Here is a 21,970-nt window from a genome sequence, read left to right as displayed (position 1 = left end):
ACCCTTTACAAGGAAACATCCGATAACCAATCATACACCTCATGTTTCTCTTAGAGTAATTTTTTTCAAAGAAACACAATCACCATACGCATTCAACACCTATGAAAATCACTATTCTCATGCTAAGCGGAGCCCTGATAAGCTCTGTATCGGCAGCCGTAGTCATCAACCCCATCTCCGTGACAGCCACTGGGACCATCGACTTTAGCGCAGACGGCTTTGACCGTACTATCGACGGCAGCGGTCTTTCTGACTCCACCCTCGTGGAGACTGGAGATGCTCTACCTGGCACTTACCCTACCCATGAAGTAGGTAACAATGCAGGCCCGGCGGTTCAAACTGTCTCAGGACGTTACTCCAGCTGGGCAGGACAGACAGTAACCTACGATCTGGGAGCTGTTTATGATCTCGAAGACCTCGTCTTCTGGAACTACACCGAAATTTACAATGGTGACGATCAATACCGCAACCGAGGGCTCGCCTCCGCCACCCTTTCCTTCGCGGGGGAAGACCTGGTATTCGGTTCCGACACTGCATTCAATTTTGCCGAGGCTTCAGCAGGGTCGGCTCCTTTCAATGCTGAAGTACTCAACATCACGGAAAACGGTGTACGCTACATCCAGTTCTCAAACATGACCAACCACGGAGGCAATCGCCTAGGATGGTCCGAAGTCCGCTTCACAGGAACTGCTGCAGTACCAGAGCCCTCCAGCGCAGCTCTCATCGGCTTAGCCGGTATCGGCCTCGCCCTGCGCCGTCGCCGTTAAGCACACTCCATCACAACTCAGATCATACCCTGAAGCCGTTTCCTTGCTGAAACGGCTTTTTCATAAACACACCTCAAACCATTGATAAAGAATTGGTCACAAATCCAAAAAATTGAAAATAGATCACTTTTTCGGTAACCTTTGCATCACTTTATGCCAGTATATTAGATAAGCATGGGGAAGCCCTTGCTTTCACACCGCAATACTCAATCGCGCATGCTCAGATTCAAAAAATCCACCAGCCCCCTGGTGGCAGCTGTTGCTGTCATCGTGTCGGCACTTGCCCAAGCTCAGGATGGCCCCGGTTTCCCGAATATCGACTACGCCCCGTCTGAGTCTGGCAGCGTTCTTTCCCTGAATGATCCGGGAAAAGCTATCAGCGCCATTTGCATGCACCGCGGTTACCTCTTTGTTCCCATGGGAGCTGATGGCGGAGGCGGCCGAGACAGAGGAGCCTTTGCTCTCTACGACATTTCGGATCCCACCAATCTCACCACTGTCTTCGACTCCCGCGACTACCCCAGCACCTACCATGACTCGAGTAGCTTTGACTATGTGGGGGACTTCGCCGAGGAGCACCACCTTCCAGTTTCCGGGGACTACGCGCTGATCACCGAGCGCCGCAATACGAGCGTGGGATACTGCATTCTGGATCTTTCCCCACTTTACGACAATCCATCGGATCCCAAGCCCCGGGTAGTCAGCCGCTACTCCTACCCTGGCATCACCAATGCCTCAGACTATGATGGCTATTCCTTTGCCGCAGGCTGGCAAGGCCGCAAGTACATGTGGGCTCCTACTGGCTCAAACGGCCTGATGATCATCGACACCTCGAACTTCGCCAGCCCCCAGCTACTCACCACCATTCCACGCTCCCAACTGGCGAACCTTACCATCCGCTCGGTGATTCCTATTGGAAACTTACTCGTGTGCACCACCGCATCAGTCGGCGGCAACTTCCAGGCTCTCATTCTGGATATCAGCAACCCCACGAGCCCGCAGATCTTAAACCAATTCAGCGGCCCCATGGGCTACCACCCCTTTGTCTACGGGAGCAAACTCTATGGCGGCGGCAGCCCCCTCATTGCCCACGACTTTTCTGACCCGCAGAACATCACCTCTGTGACCCTCAACCCGAACCCTGGGCTCGATCGCCCCGAGTACGGATTTGGTAAGGACGAATATCTCTTCATCGGCCACTATCCAGGACTCACCAAGTGGCGCCTGGATGGAACGAACACCCAGGAAATCGAACGTATCAACTCCGGCCTCATCGACGACCATGCCTTCAGCACTCCGCTGGGAAACCTCGCCGCCGTCTGTAGCGACCACAACAACGACCGCAAACTCATCATCGGCATTCACGACCATGAAAAGGACATCCGCCCGCCGGAAGTCAATTTCGTCTCCCCCTCGGATGGTGCTACCAACGTCCACATCAAATCTCGCGTCGGCATCTGCCTCACCGACTTCGTAGACACCAAATCCGTCACTCCCAGCAATTTCTTCATCCGCGAGTTTGGTGGCAACCCCGTCCCTGGCACCGTCAGTTCCATGTTCGGCATCGTCAACTTCTGCCCGGATAATGACCTTTCACCTAACCAGACCTATGAAGTCGTCCTCGCAGCAAACGGACTAACAGACCAAGCCGGAAATGCCATCCCCGCCGAGACACTGGTAGCCACCTTTTCCACCGGAGATACCATCAGTACCTACGATATCACCGTAAACACCCAGACTCCCCAAGTCACCGGGTCCACCATCAACTTCAGCTTGAGCGTAGACAACCCGGGCAGTTTCTCGCTGGAACATTCTTGGGACTACGGAGACGGATCCCCTGTCACCTCCTTCAGCAGCACCACCGCATCCAGCCACACCTACAGCACCGCTGGCAACCACGTCGTCACCGTAAGCACCCGGCTGAACGGTCAAACCTACACCACCAAAGCCACCTCGGTGCAGGTCATCCACAACCCCATTGCTACTACCCCACCCACTAACAGCTCCACTATCATCTTCGATGGCGACAACGATCTGGTCTGGAACGTCAACCCGGATAACAACTCCGTCAGTGCCATTGACGCCAATACACACAGCTTGGTTTATGAGACAAATGTGGGCAATAACCCCAAGTCACTCGCACTCGCCCCCGGCAACAAGCTTTGGGTCACTAATAAGAAAAGCGCCACCATCAGCGTGATCGACCGCAGCACGGGAAACCTTTTCAGCACCCATTTTCTCCCCTATGCCAGTGCCCCACACGCGATTCTCATAGACACCCCTAACAACACAGCCTACGTCACGCTTGAAGGTAAGGAGCAAGTCGCCAAACTCAATGCCAGCACTGGAGAAGTCATCAGCACAATCGAAGTAGGCCCCTGGCCTAGAGCCCTAGCTCTCGATCCCTCACGTAACCGCCTCTGGGTAGCTCGTTTTATTTCCCCAGATGAATCCGGGAAAGTCACCGCGATCAACACCTCTACATTCACCATCGCAAACACCACCTCGCTGCCTCCCGTCATGGAGCCCGACTCCCTAACCAACGGGCGCGGCCTACCCAACTACCTCGGCACCCTCTCACTGTCACCCGATCTCACTCAGGCTTATGTGCCCGCCAAGAAGGACAATATCTTCCGCGGCATGCTCCGTGACGGCCAGCAACTCACCTTTGAGCACACCGTGCGCAGCATGGCGACGGGCATCAACCTCAACACCGGACTCGAGAACGCCTCCTCCCGGATTGACTTTGACAACAATGATTTCGCCACAGCTGCCGTCTATAGCCCCTATGGAAACCAGGTCTTCTTTTCGACCAACGGATCAGCCACCATCTGGGTGGTAGATGCTTACAACCCGGCTAGCAGCTACACCTTTGCCACCGGAGGTATCGCGCCTGACGGACTTGCCCTCAGTGAGGATGGTTCACGCCTCTATGTGCACAACTTCATGTCGAGAGACGTGTCCGTCTTCAATACCGCCATCGCCTGCGCCTCCATCTGCGGCGCCGCGCCCAAGCTGGCCCAAGTCAGCACAGTCACCAGCGAGTCCCTTGCCTCAAACGTCCTGCTCGGCAAACAGCTTTTCTACAACTCGGACGACCCGCGCCTTTCCCAGGAAAGCTACATGAGCTGTTCCAGCTGCCATCTGGATGGTGGACACGATGGCCGGGTCTGGGACTTCACCGGCATGGGAGAAGGACTTCGCAATACCATCGACCTGAACGGCAAAGGAGTCGGCCACGGCCCACTGCACTGGTCAGCCAACTTCGATGAAGTACAGGACTTTGAAGGCCAGATCCGCGGGCTTGCCGGCGGCTCCGGCCTCATGAGCGATACGGATTTCCATACCGGAACCCGCTCCGAGCCTCTAGGCCAGGGCAAATCCGGTATCAGTAATGATCTGGATGCCCTCAAAGCCTACATCGCTTCTCTAACCGACGTGGGCACCAGCCCGCACCGACAGTCCAATGGCGAGCTAACCCCGGATGCCATCGCGGGCCGTGAAATCTTCCGCAGCAAAAACTGCGCGAGCTGCCATTCCGGAGAGAGCTACACCGATAGCGCTTCTCTCGTCCGCCATGATGTCGGAACCCTACTCTCCAGCAGCGGCCAGCGACTTGGCGGCGAGCTCGACGGACTGGACACCCCGACACTCCGCGGTCTCTGGAATGGAGCCCCCTACCTGCATGACGGCAGCGTAGCCACCCTCGAGGAAGTACTCACCAGCAAAAACCTCAGCGGCAAGCACGGCGACCTCTTTTCCCTCACAGATACCGAACTCAACCAACTCGTTGCCTACCTGAAGCAGATTGACGACCATGAAACCAGCGCCCCTTCAACATCCAGTAACCAAGCACCCATGGTCACCTCCCCGGGCACACAGAGCAGCAGCATGCATGTGGCCGTTTCCCTTCCAATCTCAGCCTCAGACCCGGAGGACGATACTCTCTATTTCTCCGCCACCGGCCTCCCAGCCGGACTTTCTATCGATCCGGACACAGGAGTCATCACCGGTTCACCCACCTCACATGGAGATCACAATGTCACTATTGGAGTCAAAGACACTGCCGGAAATGCAGACAGCACCTCCTTTTCCTGGAACATCGCGAACATTGCGCGTGACCTCAGCGATATCGATCCCTCGATGGGCCCCTACCGCTACGTCAAACTCGTCGCCACTCGTGAGGTCAATAACAACGCCTGGACTTCTATTGCCGAGTTTAATGTGTTAGATTCCTCGGGAGCTCCCATCGACCGCAGCAACTGGATCGCTTCTACGGATTCCCAGGAACTCTCTGCTGAGAATGGAGCCATCGGCAATGCCATCGATGGCAACCCCGGCACGATCTGGCACACCGAGTGGGCAGGTTCTGTCGACCCACCACCGCCACATGAAATCGTGATCGACATGATCAGCTCTCACTACGTGCGTGGCTTCCGCCAGCTTCCCCGCTCAAATGGGGTCAATGGCCGCATTGCCGACTATCAGTTTTATGCCAGCACCACCGGCAGCAATTGGACCCTGCTCAGCAGCGGCAGCTTCCCGAACGAATTTACCGAGCATGAGGTTCTCACCTCCACCGCTACGGGAAGCATCACCTATGAATGGTGGTCCGGCTTCACTGGAAGCTCGATCGATGATCTCCGCAGCTGGGCCAGCTATCCGCAGAGTCCCAATGGCTCCACCACTCTCAGCTCCGCCCAAGCCAGCAGCGACAGGGACAACAACTTCGCCGCCCGCATGCATGGCTATCTAGTACCTACGAAGACAGGCCTCTATTCATTCTCCATTGCATCAGATGATTCCAGCGAGCTGTGGCTGGGCACCAACCACTTCGCCTCAAGCGCTACCAGGGTCGCCATGGTTTCCAGCTTCACAGAAGCCCTAGAGTGGGAGGCCTCCGCTTCCCAACAATCGGAACCCATCTTGCTGGAAGCAGGCAAACTCTACTACATCTCCGCCCTGCATCATGACATCAGTGGCAGCGATCATCTGGCTATAGCTTGGAAGACACCCGGCAGCACCAGCTATCAAGTCATCGGCGGCAGCTACCTCATGCCCTACCAGCAGGTCAGTGACAACACCCCTCCGGCCTTCAATGCTCCAGCCTACCATTTCAACATCGCGGAAAACCAAGCGGGAGGAACCGTCTTGGGCAATGTAAGCGCCACCGAGGTGGATGCCGGGCAGTCCATCCAGTACAGCATCATTTCAGGCAATACTCTCGGAGCATTCACCATCAATGCCACAACGGGACAAATCACCACCACCATGGCGCTCGACTTCGAATCCACCCCGCTTCACCAGCTGCTGGTTCAGGTTACAGACAACTACTCCACCCCTCTCTCCAGCAGCGTGCCTGTCACCATCCACGTTGGAAATGTGTTAGAAAATAACGATGAAGTGGTCTTCGTTGAACTCACCAAAGCAGGAGGACCTTTCCAAGGCCACGGCAACCCGGCCCTCATCGGTTTCAATGCTGACCCAGACGGCGACGGTATCCCCAACTCACTGGAGCTCCTGCGCGGCACCCAACCAGACGTACCCGATTCACCACCCGGCATGCGACTCGGCACCACCGAGCACAACGGCAAAACCTACATGACCTATGAGATCGATGTCGATTCCTCACTGGACAGCGCTCTCTATTTCTACTTCCAGAATGGCAATGACCTCCAGAACTGGGACACCCCAGACAACACCCCTCAACTCATCGGAAGCAACGCCACCTACAACACCTACCGCGTCCGCGACAACCTCCCACTCGATGAAGCCCCACGCCGCTTCATCAAAGTCAGCGTAAGCCCTCTCGGCGGCGGTACTGGCAACGGCCTGGAGAACCAGCCATAAACACCCGCTTCCTCCAAGAAAGCACTCCTGATCAAAGATCACTTTTTTCTCGTCTAGGCCCCTCTAAACTTCTATAGAAAACGTTTAGCCAAGTGGCTCTAAATACGTGCGTACAAACATCCGAAGCGCCAGACTAGAGGACCTCGATTTCCTCGTTTGGTTAGAAGAACAGTCCTTCCCCCCTCACAGGCGATGCTCGCGCAATTCCCTGCGTACCAGCATCATCAGCCCTAAACATTGCACCTACATCATTGGGCAAATACTCGCGGACGAGACTACCATCCCCATCGGGGCAGCTGTCGTTATTGCCTACAAGCAAAGCCAGCGTATCTACTCACTCGCCATCCATCCGGACTTCCGCGGCTCAGGTGCAGGGGCCGGGCTCGTGCAGCACATCCTCCATGCTGCCTCCTTGGCAGGATTCGAGAAAGTCTCGATTGAGGCAGATGCGAACAACCACAAGCTCATCTGCTGGTATCAGAAACAGAACTTTGAGCTCAACAAGGTACTGGGCGACTACTATGCCCCCGGTGAACCGGCCTACCGCATGGTACATAGCCTGCACCTGACCGACACTTCTGCGCCAGCTCCGGAAAACATCATCGTCGTAGACCAGCTCAAGAAGTGGACACTTCATTTGGAGAATGTGGAGGTGGTCTCGGCAGAAACCTACCTGACATCCTCTCGCTTCAAAAATGCCAAGCGTCTCCAGGTGCTCAATCTCTGCAACTCCTATAAAACGCACAGCACAGGATACTACGTTTCCCTGCTCGCTGCAGCCCGCAATCAGCGCATCACCCCGACGGTGATGACCGTCAAGGACAGCTGTAACATCGGGATTGCCCAGAGCGTTTTCGATGAAATTGGCACCCGCCCAAAGATCACCCTTCAAGAAGGAGAGTCCACCCAGATCACCGTCATTCTGGGCAACTCTCCGGAGAAAGCTCACGAGGAAATTGCCCGCAAACTCTTCCGCCTTTTCGAAATCCCCTTCTTCAGTCTGACTCTGAAGAAAATCCAGGGAGAGCTATTGGTGAAGAAGGTCTGTGTTCTTTCTCCGACCAAGGTATTTGCTGAGCACAGAGATCTACTGGAGCAATCTTTGATTAGCCACTTCCAGCGTAAACGTCACTACCGCCAACAGCTCAAGAAGCACAAGTACGATCTAGCCATCCTAACAGACAGCAACGAGAAGACCCCACCATCCTGCCTGGTCGCTCTCGAAAAATTCAAAGCTGCAGCTGAGAAGGTGGGCTTCTTTGTCGAGTTTGTCAGCAAACTCGATTACCGACGCATCTGCGAGTTTGACGCGCTCTTTATCCGCGAGACCACAGCCATCGAAAACCATACCTACCGTTTTGCACGTCACGCCTATACGGAAGGTCTCACTGTCTTGGATGATCCTTGGTCCATCCTTCTATGTTCTAACAAAATTTATCTCCACGAGCGCCTCAACCGCGCACGCATTCGTCAGCCCAAATCCTGGCTACTCACCAAGAACTCCATCACCAAAGAGCTCGTCAGTCTCTTTAGTTTCCCTCTGGTGCTTAAGCTACCTGAGAGCACCTTCTCTTTGGGCGTCTACAAAGTAGAGTCCGTCGAAGCTTTCCATGAAAAACTTGAGTCTCTCTTCAAGCAAAGCGATCTCGTCATTGCCCAGGAGTTCCTCGAATCCGAGTTCGACTGGCGCATTGGCATCCTGGACAACACCCCCCTGTTTGCCTGCAAGTACTATATGGCGCGCGGCCACTGGCAGATCTATAACTGGGAGCAAAGCAACCCAGAGGATTTCTCTGGAAATTTCGAGTCCATCCCCATCAACCAGGTTCCTGCAGAAATTCTCAAAACCGCAGTCAAGGCTTCCTCACTTATTGGAGACAGTCTCTACGGCGTGGATCTCAAGGAAGTCGGCGGAAAGCCCTATGTGATCGAGGTGAACGACAACCCTAACATAGACGCTGGCATCGAGGATTCCATCCTGGGAGACGAACTCTACCTGCGCATCATGACATCGATTTTCAATCGCTTGGAGCGGGAAAGAGTTCAGCCACGCTACCTCCAGTAAAAACCCATTAAAAAAGGAGAAAGCGTGGCTGATTTGTTGATTATAAAAAACCCTACACGGACTAGATTGTCCGCTCTCTTATACCGGGTACGATGACGGCTTCTTTCTCTTTTTCTGCAATTTTTGGGACATTCAATTGCTGAGGGGATTTACCCACCCACTCACTCATCCTTCCCTGGACTTTGACCACCCCTGCGGCAGGATCAAACTCCAGCATCGTGAAGACTGATTCTTTGTAAGGACAGGTCGCGGCAATGTACTTGTGTTTGGCGTGCACTTCCTTGGAATAGCTCTCATGCTTGTACTTCCCTCCCACCCAATAGTAGGAGGCGGAATTGATATGCAGATAATGCACCCCTTCGATTTCCAGCAAGCAATCAATGTGCGAGTGACCATTGATGGAGATCACCACCTTGTCTTTATGCTTGCTCAGAATCTGCTGAATCTGCTTGGCATTATTCACCGCATAATGTCCTGCCAAGGGCTGGTGAGATGCGACGACCACGGGGCCATCATACGCCTCCAGTTCCTTCTCCAGCCACTGCACCTGCTCCGGACCTACATAACTGGCGTAGCCACCTTTGTGGGTGGGAGACCCCTTGTCATTGCCGTCCAGCACGAGAAAGCGTAGTCCGCCTACATCCTTGCTATAGTAGCGCTTTTCCATCCCCCAGGCCTTGAGCACCTGCTCCTTCTTGTATCCTCCATCCGTATCGTGGTTACCGATCACATGCATCACCGTGTCGTGAGCTTGATTAAAGGAATCCACCACCTTCTGATTCTTCTTCTTTGGCACCGCGAAATCCCCCATCTGCATTAGAGCATCCGGTTTCAGCCTCTTCATTGTAGCGAGGAAGGCATCCAGCCTCTGTGGAGCATCATGCATCACATCCTGATGCAAATCGGTGATGACTCCCAGCTTCACCGGCTTGGCTAATCGGCCGAATTTCGCCAGCACCACCTGCGGCAAGGCTATTCCACACGCTCCAGCCGACAGCATTTTCAACATACATCTTCTCTTCATAACTCTGATCAATAGAACCTAGTTTCCCGAAGAAAACTTTCAATTAAATAAAAGAAACGTGTCAAAATCCATCAATGTTTTGCAAAAAGGTTAACGACGTGACAATTTGCGTCATCTTCTCGTGTAACAGTGTCACTCAACACCTAGAAATCATGCGCATCTTAAAGAACCTGCTTTTATCAGCACTAGTCTCAACACCCCTGGTAGCCCAGGAGAAGCCAAACATCCTCTTCATCTTCTGCGATGATCTTGGATATGGTGACGTCGGTGTCTTTTGGCAAAACCAACGCAAGGAAGCCAACAAGCCAGACCAGCCTTGGTTCAGCACACCACACATCGACCAGATGGCCGCTGAAGGCATGCTTCTCCATGCACACTACTGTGCGGCTCCCGTTTGCGCACCATCCCGTGCCTCCCTTTTCATGGGCCGCCACCAGGGCAACGCACCGATCCGTGACAACCAGTTCGACAAGGTCATGCCAAACCAGCCAACGCTTGGCACCACACTCAAGCAGGCGGGCTACCATACCGCTCTCATCGGCAAGTGGGGCCTGCAAGGCAAAGGAAAAAACTCCACCGAGTGGCCATCCTACCCGACCAAGCGCGGATTCGACTATTTCCTGGGAGGCGTACGCCACCGCGATGGGCACGAGCACTACCCTTACGACCAAATCCACTTCAAAAACAAGCGCACCGAAATCTGGGAGCAGGACAATGAAATCAGCGAAGGCCTGAAAGGCTGCTACACCACGGACCTCTTCACTGCGGCGACCAAGAAGTGGCTCGTAGACCACAAGAAAGAATCTTCAGACAAACCTTTCTTCCTCTTCCTGTCCTACGACACCCCACACGCAGCGACACAAATCGCTACCTCTCCTTACCCGAAAGGCTATGGCGTCAAAGGTGGTGTCCAGTGGATCGGCAAGAAAGGTCGAATGATCAACACGGCTAACAACAGCCCGGACAACTACATCCACCCTGACTACGCGGACAAGATGTATGATCATGATAGCGACCCGAGCACGCCACTCGTTCCTTGGACCAACGTTTCCAAGCGCTATGCCTCTTCCATCCGCCGTATCGACAACTCGGTGCAGGACATTATCCAGACCCTCAAGGACCTCGGCATGGATGAGAACACCCTCATTGTATTCACCAGTGACCACGGCCCATCCAAGGAATCTTACATCAAGGAAAACCTTCAGCCTGGATTCTTCGATAGCTTCGGCCCCTTCACTGGCATCAAGCGTGATTGCTGGGAGGGAGGTATTCGCCCGGGCGCCATCGTCCGCTGGCCCAAAGCGATCAAGGCTGGTAGCGAAACCGAGCTACCATCCCAGATGAACGACTGGATGGCCACCTTCTGTGATGCAGCGGGCACACCGATTCCAGCCATCGCTGACGGCACCTCACTCATCCCATCACTGACGGGCAAAGGCGAGCAGGAACCATCTACTATCTACGTGGAATACACGGTTGGTGGTGGCACTCCGAAATACGCTGAGTTCCCGAAATCCCGTCAAGGCGCCAAGCGTGGTCAAATGCAGGTCGTCCGCGAGGGTAAGCTCAAGGCTATCCGCTACAACACCACCAAGCCTGACACCCCCTTCATGGTATTTGACGTCACCAAAGATCCTCGTGAGGAAAACAACCTCGCCGGCAAGCCGGGCATCCCTTCTCAGGAACACTGGATCAAAGCCGTCTCCCGCCTTCACGGAGTAGAAAAATCAGCAAAGCGTCCATACGACAAACTCGCTGTGGCCGCCCTCGACATCACGAAGACCACTCCCGGTGTGACCAAGAAAGCAAGCGACAAGCAATACGCATACGCCTATCGCCTGACAGATGCCAAGACAACCACTGCCGGTGACCTCAGCATCTCCGAGACCAAAGGCAATATCGAGTTCAGCGGCTACCTCAAGGTGGAGAAAGACGGTTCCTACGGCTTCGAGTTTGCCGAAGGTGTCAATGGCGTGCTCCGCATCCATGACATCCTCACCCTGGATACCGACTCACCGGAACCAGCACACGCAACAAACAGCCTCAAGCTCACCGCTGGCTACCACCCATTCACGCTCACCGTCCGAGCTAATGGTAAGGCCACGAAAGCACCACTCCTCTGGAAAGCACCGGGTGCAGACAAAGCGGTAGCCATCACTGCTGCTTCACTTTCCCACTAAATCGGAAGTCCCCAACTCATTTCATCCAAGACCCGTCAGGATATCTCCGGCGGGTCTTTTTCGTAGCCTCACAGGCGTAACTGAATGCTGGAAAAGAAAGCGGCCGCGTCAGCTTCAGAAAAAACCCATAAAATCTGAAGTCAACGCGGCCAGCCAATAAAACCCAAGGGCTAAGTTGCCCGCATTTCTATACTGATCAGACAGGGGATTCTTTCTCGATTCAGCAAATAATTCGAAAAATTATTCACCTACCGAAGTGAGAGTCACCCTCACCAGATTGACGACCTCACCTCCGTCCGGAGTTATGGCTCTCAATTCAAGTTCCGATACCTCGCTAGAACTCAGCTCCAGCACCCCAAGAGAGAGCTCGCTCCATTTGCCCCAGCCTCCTGTAGGAGGCACCTCGCCTAGCAAAGTCTGCTCACCAGCTTTAAGCTCCAGCTGAAGTTTGGCTTCGGGGGCACGGGAATATTCCAGCACCACTTGATAGGAACCAGCACTTACGCCTTTCGTCTTCCAGGAAAGGTACTGTGATTCCTCATTCCACCAGCCGATGTTTGGTTTACCTTCGTAAAGATTGTAGCGGATCTCAGGCTCGCCATGCAGCTGGGCATCTTTGGCCTTCAACTCGACTTGGCCAGCAGCATCCGGATGAATCACCGGCTTGTACATCGCCCACCAGCGCAGCCCCCAGATCACGCCCACTACCAGGGCCGTCACCAATACGGTGCGCACCAATATGCCCACCAGCGTATCCGCCCAGCCATTGGGGCTCTTCACAGGAGGCATCAGATCGTGTGTCACTTCCTTACTCATCAGACTCGTAGATACATTTTCTTACGATGCATGGCCCATAGCACCATCCACCAGGTCAGACAATAGGCCGCAGCGAGTATGACCCCTTGCAAGGGTTGCTCGTACTTGCCAGCCAGCCCGCCAAAGAGGAACTGACTCGCTCCCCAGAAATCAATGATGCGCGTACCCAGATAAATCGTGATCGGATTCAGGCCGATGATGATAAAAAAGTAGGACCAGCGCCACAGCCCCAAGACATCAATCACCAGATAAAAGACCGCTGTCAGCAGCACGCTCCACGCCATGCAATGCACTACAAAGGAGCTGGTCCACATCTTCTTGATGAAGGGCATGGAGCCGCTCCACAAAGCGGCAATTCCAAACAGGATGGGCACTGCCAATAGCAGCACCATCACCTTCTGCCAGTCGCGTGGTTTGTCCGCACGCAGCAGCTGCCCGACAATCGCACCCCCCAAGGGCAGGGCTGCGGCAGAAATCATCCCCAGCACCCCCTCAGGGTCAAAATGCAGCGCATAGACCTTCCAGGGCAAGAGATTCCTGTCCACATAACCCGCTAACGATCCCTCTGGAGTATAGGTGCCACCTTCGTAAAACGGTGCCCCGAATAGCTGCAAAGAAATCCAATAACCCAGTAACAGGCCGATCACCCAGGCAATATGAAACCGTGGCTTACTGTAGATAAACACCAGAGCTGCGATACCATAGGCCACTCCAATAAAGCCCAGCACGCTGCAGATACGCGTCTCAGCCAGCGGTTTGAGCGCCAAGCCCCCATTGTAGACGATTCCCAGCAAGACCAGCAAAAGCACTCGCTTGAAGACTTTCAGCGTCAGCCGGAGCCTAGATGCCCCCTGCTCCAATTTGCCCCCCAGAGAATAGGGCATGGCCACCCCGGCAAGAAAGAGAAACAGCGGGAAGATCAGATCATAAAAGGTGAAGCCTACCCACTTCGCATGCTGAAACTCCTGAGCCATCCTCTCCAGCCATGGCCACTGAGTGAACTTTGCCAGCGCAGCCACAAGAGCTGAACCACCCACGATCCAAAACATATCAAAACCACGCAATGCATCCAGCGAGCGCAGCCTTTTAGACTTACGCTCCTCCTTCTCCACCGAGGCTTTATCCAAAGCCTCGGTCACCTGGATGTCATCCACTGCAGATGGTTCCGCAGCCTCATTCGTTAAGAGAGTATCTGGCATCGTACAAACTATGATTACGCTGCCAGATTTCAAAAATTACGGAATGAGAGAATTTAAGGTGTAACAAAAACTGCGATTGAGCAATTTCTGGCCCGATTGGCTCTCCAGATCAGCGCCCTCGGCGAGATCCAGCTGGTAGACCCTGCCCGGCTCCAACCCTGAAATATCAAGCTTCAGCTTGTTCCCTGCCGTCATTTTCATCGAGACCGCGGCCTCCTTACGCTGACCCATCTTGGGACCACCATAAGACCACTTTGGCTCATAGCGGTAAGAATGCACCTTAAAGTCAGCAAGCGCCGCAGTATCCGCTTTCAAATCCTGCGTAAACTCCAGCTCAAAGCCCTCCTTCGTCAGACGCATCATCTTCACATCGAAAGGAATCTTCTCTTTCAGACTGATCCGCATCAGCCCCTCAGCAGGGCGGCTCCACCCCCGCACTGTGTGTCCTGTGTAGAGGTATTTTCCATCAGGACTGAACACCGCCCGGTTCCCACCGGAGAGCAATTGCTTACTATCGATAAAATGCGTGCAAGCGCCCTGGAATTTTCCGTCCACCTTCTCCAGCATCAGCCGGGTGATCCGCTGCCCATTGTTATCCAACACCAGGATCTGTCCCGCAAACGGACCGTAGCCCTCTGGAATCTGGATAGGCTCGGACGCTGAACGGTTGAATTCCTTGTAAGGCACCAAAACGGCTGCCCGGGTGCGCATCTCATTGATCTCCTTTAGAGACATCTTCAGAGGATCTTTACCCTCGGGCCACTTCGGGTCCCAGACCAAGCTGGAGGGATGCCCGTAGAAATGGTCTTTCTCCACATGGTAGATCGGCGTCGTCGCCCGCCAGTCGCCTTGGTTGTCCCCACACCAGATGTTGCCATCCTTGTCGCGCATGATGCCATTGTGCATGCGGAAGCCTTTGGCAAAGGGCTCTACCGAGCCGTCCTTCTTGTAATGGAGCACCCAGCCCTTCCACTTCACTGAGGAAAAATTACGCCCACGTCTGCCAATCTTGGAATAGTCCCCACGAAGGTACTCAAAAGTAGGCCCATTGTGTGAGGCAGTTCCCACCGCAATATAGTAGCCGCCCTCGCCATCCGGGCAGATCTCATTCGTTTCATGGTAGTTGCCACTGACTCCCCACTCGCTGGTCAGTGAACGATAAGAATCGGCTACGCCATCTCCGTCCGTATCCTTCACATCCGTGAGCTCAGGCATCTGGCTCACCACAATATGACCTGGAGCAACGACCTCCATGCCGCATGGGTTATGGAACCCTGTCGCAAAGAGCTTCCACTGGAACTGGTCAGGCTGCTCGCCTGGAACCGCCGTGATGATATCCCCGCGGCGCAGCGCCACATAGAGTTTCCCCTCTGAGTCAAACTGCACTGCCCCGACCTCCGGCGGAACATCCTGAGGCAAATCGATTCTTTCGATTTGGTAATAGTCTTCAAACGCAGGTGCAGCCAGGCACACAGAAGAAACGAGCGTCACTAATCCCGTTAGATAATTCAGTGTAGTTTTCATCTCCTTAGTCTTTCTTCAGTGTTTTGATAAAGAGCAGCAAACTCTCCACTTCTTTTGGGTTCATCTTGAACACCGGCATGTAATTCTCTGGGTAACCCTCCACAACTTTGACGTTAGGGTTATTGATCGACTCCTTGATGTACGCATCATCCGCCAGCACCTTTTCTTTAAGCCCTGTGATGGCACGTTTGCTCCCATGTAATCCTTGTAAAGTAGGACCATGGCTCTTCGAGCCATCCAGCGAGTGGCAAGTAATGCAGGCCATCTTCGCAAAGACCTTTTCGCCCATCTTCGCAGTTGCCTTCCCTTTCAGAATATCCTCCGCTTTCGCAGCCTCATAGCGTGCAATGACAGCACCTTGGTAAACCACTTTTACTTCCTTGTCCGAAATCACTTCCACACTGACTCCCCTCTCTTCACGATATCCCAGCTTACCAGACCCTTGGAGAGTTAGTGTAATTTCAAACCTATTCGCCTGCTTGGCCGGCCTTACCTGCTGATGTATCTCTGCGCCATCCACCTTATAGACAAAATCTAACACATCCCCTTTCACCGCATAACCCTGATATTGCGGTGAGGACACAGAGGTACCATTGATCGTCACCGGGTGACTTCCTTGAGCCCGGTAGAACATGTCACCTCTCAGCTCTGGAACATACCCAAAAGACTGGCGATTACCACGCTCCGGTTGCCCCCAATAGTTCTCCATATCCAAGAAGCCATCGCTCCAGGCATACATCAATCGGCATTCCACGGTATCCCAGCAATAAGACAGATGCTTGCCGTAGTTTACCCCGAACGCAGCAGGCAAGCCTGAGATTGGTAGATACTCACCCTCCACATCCTTGCCCAAGGCGGGGTTGTACTTCGGGGACTTCGCACCCTTGTGATGATTCGGTAAGACTGAGGGTTCCAGACCGGCAAAGGGCATGAAGGTCCGCATCACGAGTGGCTTGCGCAGACTCCCCAGCGGCAGGTTGTTGAAGGTCAACATGCCACGCTTAGTCGTCGAGTGATCATTAACCTGCTGCTTTAGGTAATCCAGAGCCATGGGCAGTCTTTTCTCAAAATCGTCCCAGCCACATTCCATCGAGATCTCAGCATGGTACCCAACTTTTCTCAGCGCTTTCAGATACGGGGTAAAATCATCACCCTTCATTCCAGGAGCAGTTCTCTTTTCCTTCTCCGCGATGTGGCAGTGACGGATGTATTTTCCGGCTATGATGATATTCTCAGGCCCCTCTCCATTGCGCGCCATGTGAAACAAGTCACAGGTTAACCCGACAGAGGGATGATCTACCGCAGCGACAATCTCTTTGCCCTGCACCATGGTATTGATAAAATTATCTTCTTCAGTATTGAGCGGTTCGATCCAGATCTCCACTCCCTGGGCTTCAGCTAGAGGAGCCATCTTTTTTAGTAGATCAACAAATTGCTTCACCGCGTCCTCACGCAGAACCCCTACTGGCATCTTACGGGCCTTGGCACTACCGAAGACGATCCCCTTCACCCCTAATTCCTTGGCGCGGCGGAAAGTCACCTCCGCATACTGAAGAATCTCTTCATGATTCGCCTCTGGCCCCACACACTTGAACTTCGCTGGCAAAAACGAATTACAGGCTAAAATACGAAGCTTGGCTTCTTTGATCTTCTGAAACTCTTCTACGACCTCAGCATCACTGCTTTCAGGCTTCAGTAGTCCCCGCACACCGGTTTCAATATAATCGTATCCCGACCTTCTAACAGACTCATAGTTTTTCATCGAGGTACAGACACCATATTCTGTGAATAGTGAGCGGTCTGCCGTTTCAGATCCCAGGACACCCAATGCGGATAGGGTTCCTAAGCAGAGTAGAGTTAATAGTATTCTCATTTTGCGTGTAGCAAGTTAATGAAATGGGTACTGGCAGCTATTTTTACAGATTCCGCCATTCCCCACTTCATAACACCACACTCCATCCAGACAAGGATGATCCAAAAGGTGCAGAAAGAATGCTCCTACCCTACTTCGCGAATTTAAACACGGGATCCGGCATAATCAGATTCCCTCCATAGCTGCTCAGGTGAAACCTCATGTAGCGTGACTTTAGCTGCCCGCCTGGAACAATCTTACGGTCCTCGGGAACTTCACCGCGGAACACAGTCGTCCAAGTGGTTCCATTCTGACTGGTTTCGATCCAGACATGTTTCACGGAGTCATCGACGGTCTTGCGCTCTTTCTGAGCTCGGGGAAAGGTAATGGATAGAATGCCGGACCTCTTTCCGGCGGCCGCGCCTCTTCGATCCACTGTAACCGTCCAGAGCTTTTGCCCCTTGTTGGTATTAGACGTGTTGCTCCGCATCGCCGTGGTAGGATTCCCGTCGAATGCATACTGCGCTCTCTCCAGAGAAAACGCGTCCGAGTCCAGCCCAACAATTTCCTTGGGAAACCCAAGATCAGCTTCGACTACTTTCCAGCGGGCCGGACTATCACCAGCATCACTGGTAATGGTAGAAGCATTTCCCACGACACCTTCCTTGGTTTTGTATGCTACCGTCAGGGTCTCGCTCTCGACCAGCATTCCCGGCTTCCACTCTGGGCTCGTGGCGGTAGGTTGAGTCCCATCAGTCGTATGAACGGCGGTGACAAAGTTAAACATCGAGGCACTAGCTACATCCACTCCACCTTCCTTCCAAATCAGCTGTGGAGCCGGAGGCTTCGTGCCCTTGGGATAGGGCATCCAGTTGACCTCTTTTCCGCCTGTCACATGAAGTCCCTGGTTTCTGATACTCAGGACAACAGCCATCGCATAACTATAGGCATCCTCACTACCCTTGCCTGTTGCACAGGCAACATTGGTGATTTGCGGCTCAACATGGAGCAGCCCCTGTCCACGCCTCCACTGCATGGCAATGATGGGAGCTATCGCCTCCATGACCTCCTCAAAAGCTTCCTTGTCCGTACCGGCCAAGCCCATCAGCCCCAGGTAGCAGCCAATGTTTCCGTAACCATGACTGCGGCGCATGAAGCCATATTGATTTCTCATAAAGCCGGCGATACCCTTGCGCATTTCAGGCTCTACATCATAGATCGTAGCAGCCACACCAATCAGGCCACTGCGGCACCAAGCCTGGTCCGCACCAGCACCACTCGAGGGCGCACCATAGCCAATCGCTTGCTGACCATAGGGACGCTTACCCGCCCAGGCTGCCTTGATATAGGGCCCCGCATAATCCCAAGCTCTGGACTTCACACCCAGCCTAACAGCCAAGGCATCACCAACCACAAAGTGGGACAAAGGAGCAATCAAGCCGCCTGATCCGTAAGGCAGGACCCGCAGGTCATGCCCGTAAGTAAAATAGTAGTTCTTATTCACATGGCCGCCCTGTGTGATCCCTGTACAAATCTGGTCGAGCCACGCCACCGCCCTTGGATCTCCTGTGGCCAAGGCGTATTCCCCCAAAGCAATCGTCTGAAAGGCGGTCCCCCACAAGCCCAGATACTTGGAATGCGCACTGGGCTTTTCGTGCTTCAGCAAATAATCCACAGCCTTGTAGATACGCTCACGATGCTGCGGATCCTTCGTTCCCAAGAGAGCCAATATTCCATACATCTCATCACTGTTGGCTGGCATGGTCCCCCAGGAGCCATCTGGCTTCTGGTCTCTTACAATCCGGTCAATCAAGTCCTGATAAAGTTGGTCAGCAGCCGCACCTGCCAACGGGAATCCTTGATAGTCAGAACCGCTCACATGATCCAGCTTCACCACCTTTTCAGTGCGCTGACCACTGCGCGGATCAATCACCTCAAAACTCAGCACGCCACCACCTTGCAGAGCCTTGAAATAATGACGGGCAATGACGGCCTCGTGATGACGCTTCATCCATTCCTCTGCCAAAGGATAACGTGTGGCATTTAGCACGGGTGCTTGCAGATCTTCACCACCAACCCCGACAATCAAATCTCCGAGCTTTAATTCAGACTTACTGGAAGGCTGGCCCTCCGTAATGGAAAACACTTGAGAAACAGGCCACTGCTCTGCGGGACATGTCCTGCACACCAACCCAATGGCATTCAAGTCGATGAACTGGCTGTGACGCGGCTTGTATTTCCTTTTTGGCAGATCTAATGGCTGAAGCCCATGAGAAAGCTTACCTAACAAAATTGGAACACTCCCCACATTCTGGATCTCCACGCTCACCTTCTTTCCCTGAAGGCGGGAAATATCCTCTGCACCTAACACCGACTTCAAGAGCTGACTCTTGGCCTTTTCCTTTTGCTCCCCAGCATACAAAGGGCGAATCTCTGAGGCGGAGAGAACAATCTGAGCTTTCTGACCAGGCTTAGCATTTGACTTGGTCTTATGCCCGACCAAGCGGATCGTTTTTGCTAACACCTCTTTATCAAACTGAGCTAGCTTTTCTTTCTTCGTCTCATCCCAGTCTCCCTTGGCGACGGTCACGAATGGATCATTCGCGCTGGGTCGGACCTGAATTTCATAGCTGTATATTTGACCGTAACTCAATGAGCCCTGTCTCGGGAGATAGGCCAAACCACCTATCATCTCCGCACTGTCGAGCTCGATTTCTACAGCCAATTCTTTCTGCCAGTCACTAGGATAAACGGAAACCCACTCGCTCCCACGGTTGCCATCCACGGCAAGGTCCGCCACACGCCGGTTATGCGGATAAGGCGCTTGCGCCCTGATGCCTATACTCTCTGATTTTTGAGCCGTCTGAGTAACAGACTCCGTACGCCAAGTAAGAACCTCTCTCTGACCAGCTTCAGACACGGATAAAATCACAGAACCCGGCTTATCACCCTTACCCACAACTCCTCTTATTTCTGTAGACAGCCACAGGTAACTCTCCGAGGCAACGTCAACAGGAAGCTCCCGAGTAATCTTTCCTCCAGGTTCTAGCAGTAGCAATCCTTGCGCGCTTCCCTTGGCCACCATGTGCGCCTGACTCGCCTCCCACAGCTCTTTACCAGCCGCAGCTTTCTGAGCCTCTCCTTTCTTGCTCAACTGGATCGAGGCCGACTTGACAGGTGGCCACTTCACCTCCTCAGCCATGACTGCAATACTAGTAAACAAGACAATAGATCCTCCTAAGGCGCGAAGCCCGTTTTTCTGAAAAGTGGTTCTCATTCCAACAATACGTGAAAGGTTATCCTACTTCCAAAATGGGCGGAGAACCATTTAGAAATCAGGTTACTCTCCATACGACAGCCCGTTCGCTTGCTTCATTTCATTCCACGACATTCCACTTTATATTCCCTATCCTTGGCTAATTTGACACCACAGACACCTTCTACCCGGGCCCCACATTACATAGGGTTTCGGAATGAGGTTCACCTTGCTTATCGGACTCATCATCACGCTCTTCTCCAGAGTGCCATCCAGCGTATCACCCGCCAGCGGTGAAACTACCAAGCCCCTGAAAACGATCGGCATCCTAGCCTGTCTCCGCCATTACGAGCCTGCTCCAGCACTAGATAAATATGCGACACTCGATGCTGATCTCATGCTCTGGATGGGAGACAATATTTATGCCGATACCGACAGCATGCTCCAGCTGAAGCAGGACTATCTACAACTCGCCGAACTGGAAGCCTTCCAAGCCATCTCGCACATCCCCACCATGGCCACCTGGGATGACCACGATCTAGGCCAAGACTCTGCCGGGGCCCATTACCCGAAGCGCGATGAATCCAAAACGATCTTCATGGACTTCTGGGGCTTCCCAGACGCCCCCCAAGTCCGCAGCCAGCCCGGAGTATACTCAGCTCAAATCTTCGGACCAGTTGGCAAACGTGTCCAAGTCATCATGCTCGACACCCGCTACGCCAACTCTGATACCCGTGTACTCGATGAGCAACAGTGGCTCTGGTTAGCTCAGCAATTGGATAAAGCCTCTGAGTTTCGCCTCATCGTGTCCTCCCAACAAGTTCTCCTCCCCTCCGGCACCCGCTTCGAAGGCTGGGCTGATGTCCCCACTGAACAAGACAGGCTTTTCTCGCTACTCCGCCAAAAGAAGACCAGCGGCCTCATCTTTATTTCAGGCGACCAACATTTTGCCGAAACATCTCAGCGCAATGACCTCCTCTCCTACCCCGTCCACGAATGGACCCATGCCGGCATCAACCAGGACGAGGATCATCTACCAAACCTGTACAGAACTCAAGTAGCCCACGCAAAACACAGCTACGCATCCATTACTTTCCAATGGTCCGAGGATCCCAGCGCCACCTTCACCGTGCGTGACCTTGAGGAGAACATCATACTCACCCACACCCTCCGCCTTTCGGAGATTTCTCACTGAGTTTAGCGCTCGAAGTTACTCATCTGGTCAAGACTGAAAATTGTCACAGAGCCCTATCTAACAAGTCGAAACAGGACACCCCACTCACCCCGAGCCCCCCTCTAACCACTCACCTCGCTGAACACGAGACACTTACACTAGAACATGTCACACAAAAAACCTCAATCAACTCTGTCACAATCAGATAGACAGATCATTCCAACACTTTCGTCACTTTGTATACCTCCTCTCTAATGATACAA

At 53.5% G+C, this 21,970-nt stretch carries 11 protein-coding genes; 5 read left to right on the top strand and 6 right to left on the bottom strand.

Annotated elements, in window-relative coordinates; genetic code table 11:
• The first annotated feature begins 101 nt into the window (after window positions 1-101).
• The 3 genes from BUB27_RS16205 (at window position 102) to BUB27_RS16195 (ending at window position 8,682) form a co-directional block, all read left to right on the top strand.
• Window positions 102-767: a PEP-CTERM sorting domain-containing protein gene (locus BUB27_RS16205; protein ID WP_143184928.1), complete on the top strand. Its 666-nt coding sequence runs from the start codon at window positions 102-104 to the stop codon at window positions 765-767.
• Window positions 768-983: 216 nt separating this feature from the next.
• The gene (locus tag BUB27_RS16200) at window positions 984-6,617 is read left to right on the top strand and encodes a cadherin domain-containing protein (RefSeq protein WP_159435026.1); all 5,634 of its coding nucleotides are present in this window, start codon (window positions 984-986) and stop codon (window positions 6,615-6,617) included.
• Window positions 6,618-6,723: 106 nt separating this feature from the next.
• A complete protein-coding gene (locus BUB27_RS16195; RefSeq protein ID WP_143184926.1) occupies window positions 6,724-8,682 on the top strand; it encodes a GNAT family N-acetyltransferase in 1,959 nt (652 codons plus the stop codon).
• A gap of 61 nt (window positions 8,683-8,743) precedes the next feature.
• Here BUB27_RS16195 and BUB27_RS16190 read toward each other — a convergent pair whose 3' ends face one another.
• On the bottom strand, window positions 8,744-9,691 hold the full coding sequence (locus tag BUB27_RS16190) for a metallophosphoesterase family protein (protein WP_159435025.1): 948 nt from the start codon (window positions 9,689-9,691) through the stop codon (window positions 8,744-8,746).
• Window positions 9,692-9,858: 167 nt separating this feature from the next.
• Between BUB27_RS16190 and BUB27_RS16185 the strand changes: the two genes are divergently transcribed.
• Entirely contained in the window at window positions 9,859-11,886 is a 2,028-nt protein-coding gene (locus tag BUB27_RS16185) for a sulfatase-like hydrolase/transferase (RefSeq protein ID WP_159435024.1), read from the top strand.
• Between the two features lie 240 nt (window positions 11,887-12,126).
• On the opposite strand, the gene BUB27_RS16180 is transcribed toward BUB27_RS16185, so the two are convergent.
• The 5 genes from BUB27_RS16180 to BUB27_RS16160 all read right to left on the bottom strand — a co-directional run bounded on the left by BUB27_RS16180 (window position 12,127) and on the right by BUB27_RS16160 (window position 20,554).
• Window positions 12,127-12,702 carry a carbohydrate-binding protein gene (locus BUB27_RS16180; RefSeq protein ID WP_143184923.1) on the bottom strand — a complete coding sequence of 192 codons (576 nt, stop codon included), beginning with the start codon at window positions 12,700-12,702 and terminating at the stop codon, window positions 12,127-12,129.
• Complete coding sequence (locus BUB27_RS16175) at window positions 12,702-13,901, bottom strand: acyltransferase family protein (protein ID WP_143184922.1); 1,200 nt, start codon at window positions 13,899-13,901, stop codon at window positions 12,702-12,704. The genes BUB27_RS16180 and BUB27_RS16175 overlap by 1 nt, the downstream gene beginning before the upstream one ends.
• A 36-nt stretch (window positions 13,902-13,937) precedes the next feature.
• Window positions 13,938-15,425 carry a DUF7133 domain-containing protein gene (locus BUB27_RS16170; RefSeq protein WP_143184921.1) on the bottom strand — a complete coding sequence of 496 codons (1,488 nt, stop codon included), beginning with the start codon at window positions 15,423-15,425 and terminating at the stop codon, window positions 13,938-13,940.
• A 4-nt stretch (window positions 15,426-15,429) separates the two neighbouring features.
• On the bottom strand, window positions 15,430-17,298 hold the full coding sequence (locus BUB27_RS16165; RefSeq protein ID WP_143184920.1) for a TIM barrel protein: 1,869 nt from the start codon (window positions 17,296-17,298) through the stop codon (window positions 15,430-15,432).
• Window positions 17,299-17,428: 130 nt separating this feature from the next.
• The gene (locus tag BUB27_RS16160) at window positions 17,429-20,554 is read right to left on the bottom strand and encodes a discoidin domain-containing protein (RefSeq protein ID WP_143184919.1); all 3,126 of its coding nucleotides are present in this window, start codon (window positions 20,552-20,554) and stop codon (window positions 17,429-17,431) included.
• A 196-nt stretch (window positions 20,555-20,750) separates the two neighbouring features.
• Here BUB27_RS16160 and BUB27_RS16155 point away from each other — a divergent pair, with 196 nt between their 5' ends.
• Window positions 20,751-21,728 (top strand): alkaline phosphatase D family protein, encoded by a 978-nt coding sequence (locus BUB27_RS16155; protein ID WP_159435023.1) that lies wholly within the window; start codon window positions 20,751-20,753, stop codon window positions 21,726-21,728.
• Window positions 21,729-21,970: the final 242 nt, after the last annotated feature.

The sequence above is a fragment of the Rubritalea squalenifaciens DSM 18772 genome (genome assembly GCF_900141815.1).
Classification (GTDB): Bacteria; Verrucomicrobiota; Verrucomicrobiia; order Verrucomicrobiales; family Akkermansiaceae; genus Rubritalea; species Rubritalea squalenifaciens.
Note: the sequence above shows the minus strand (reverse complement) of the source record. Positions and strands in the feature narration are given on the sequence as shown.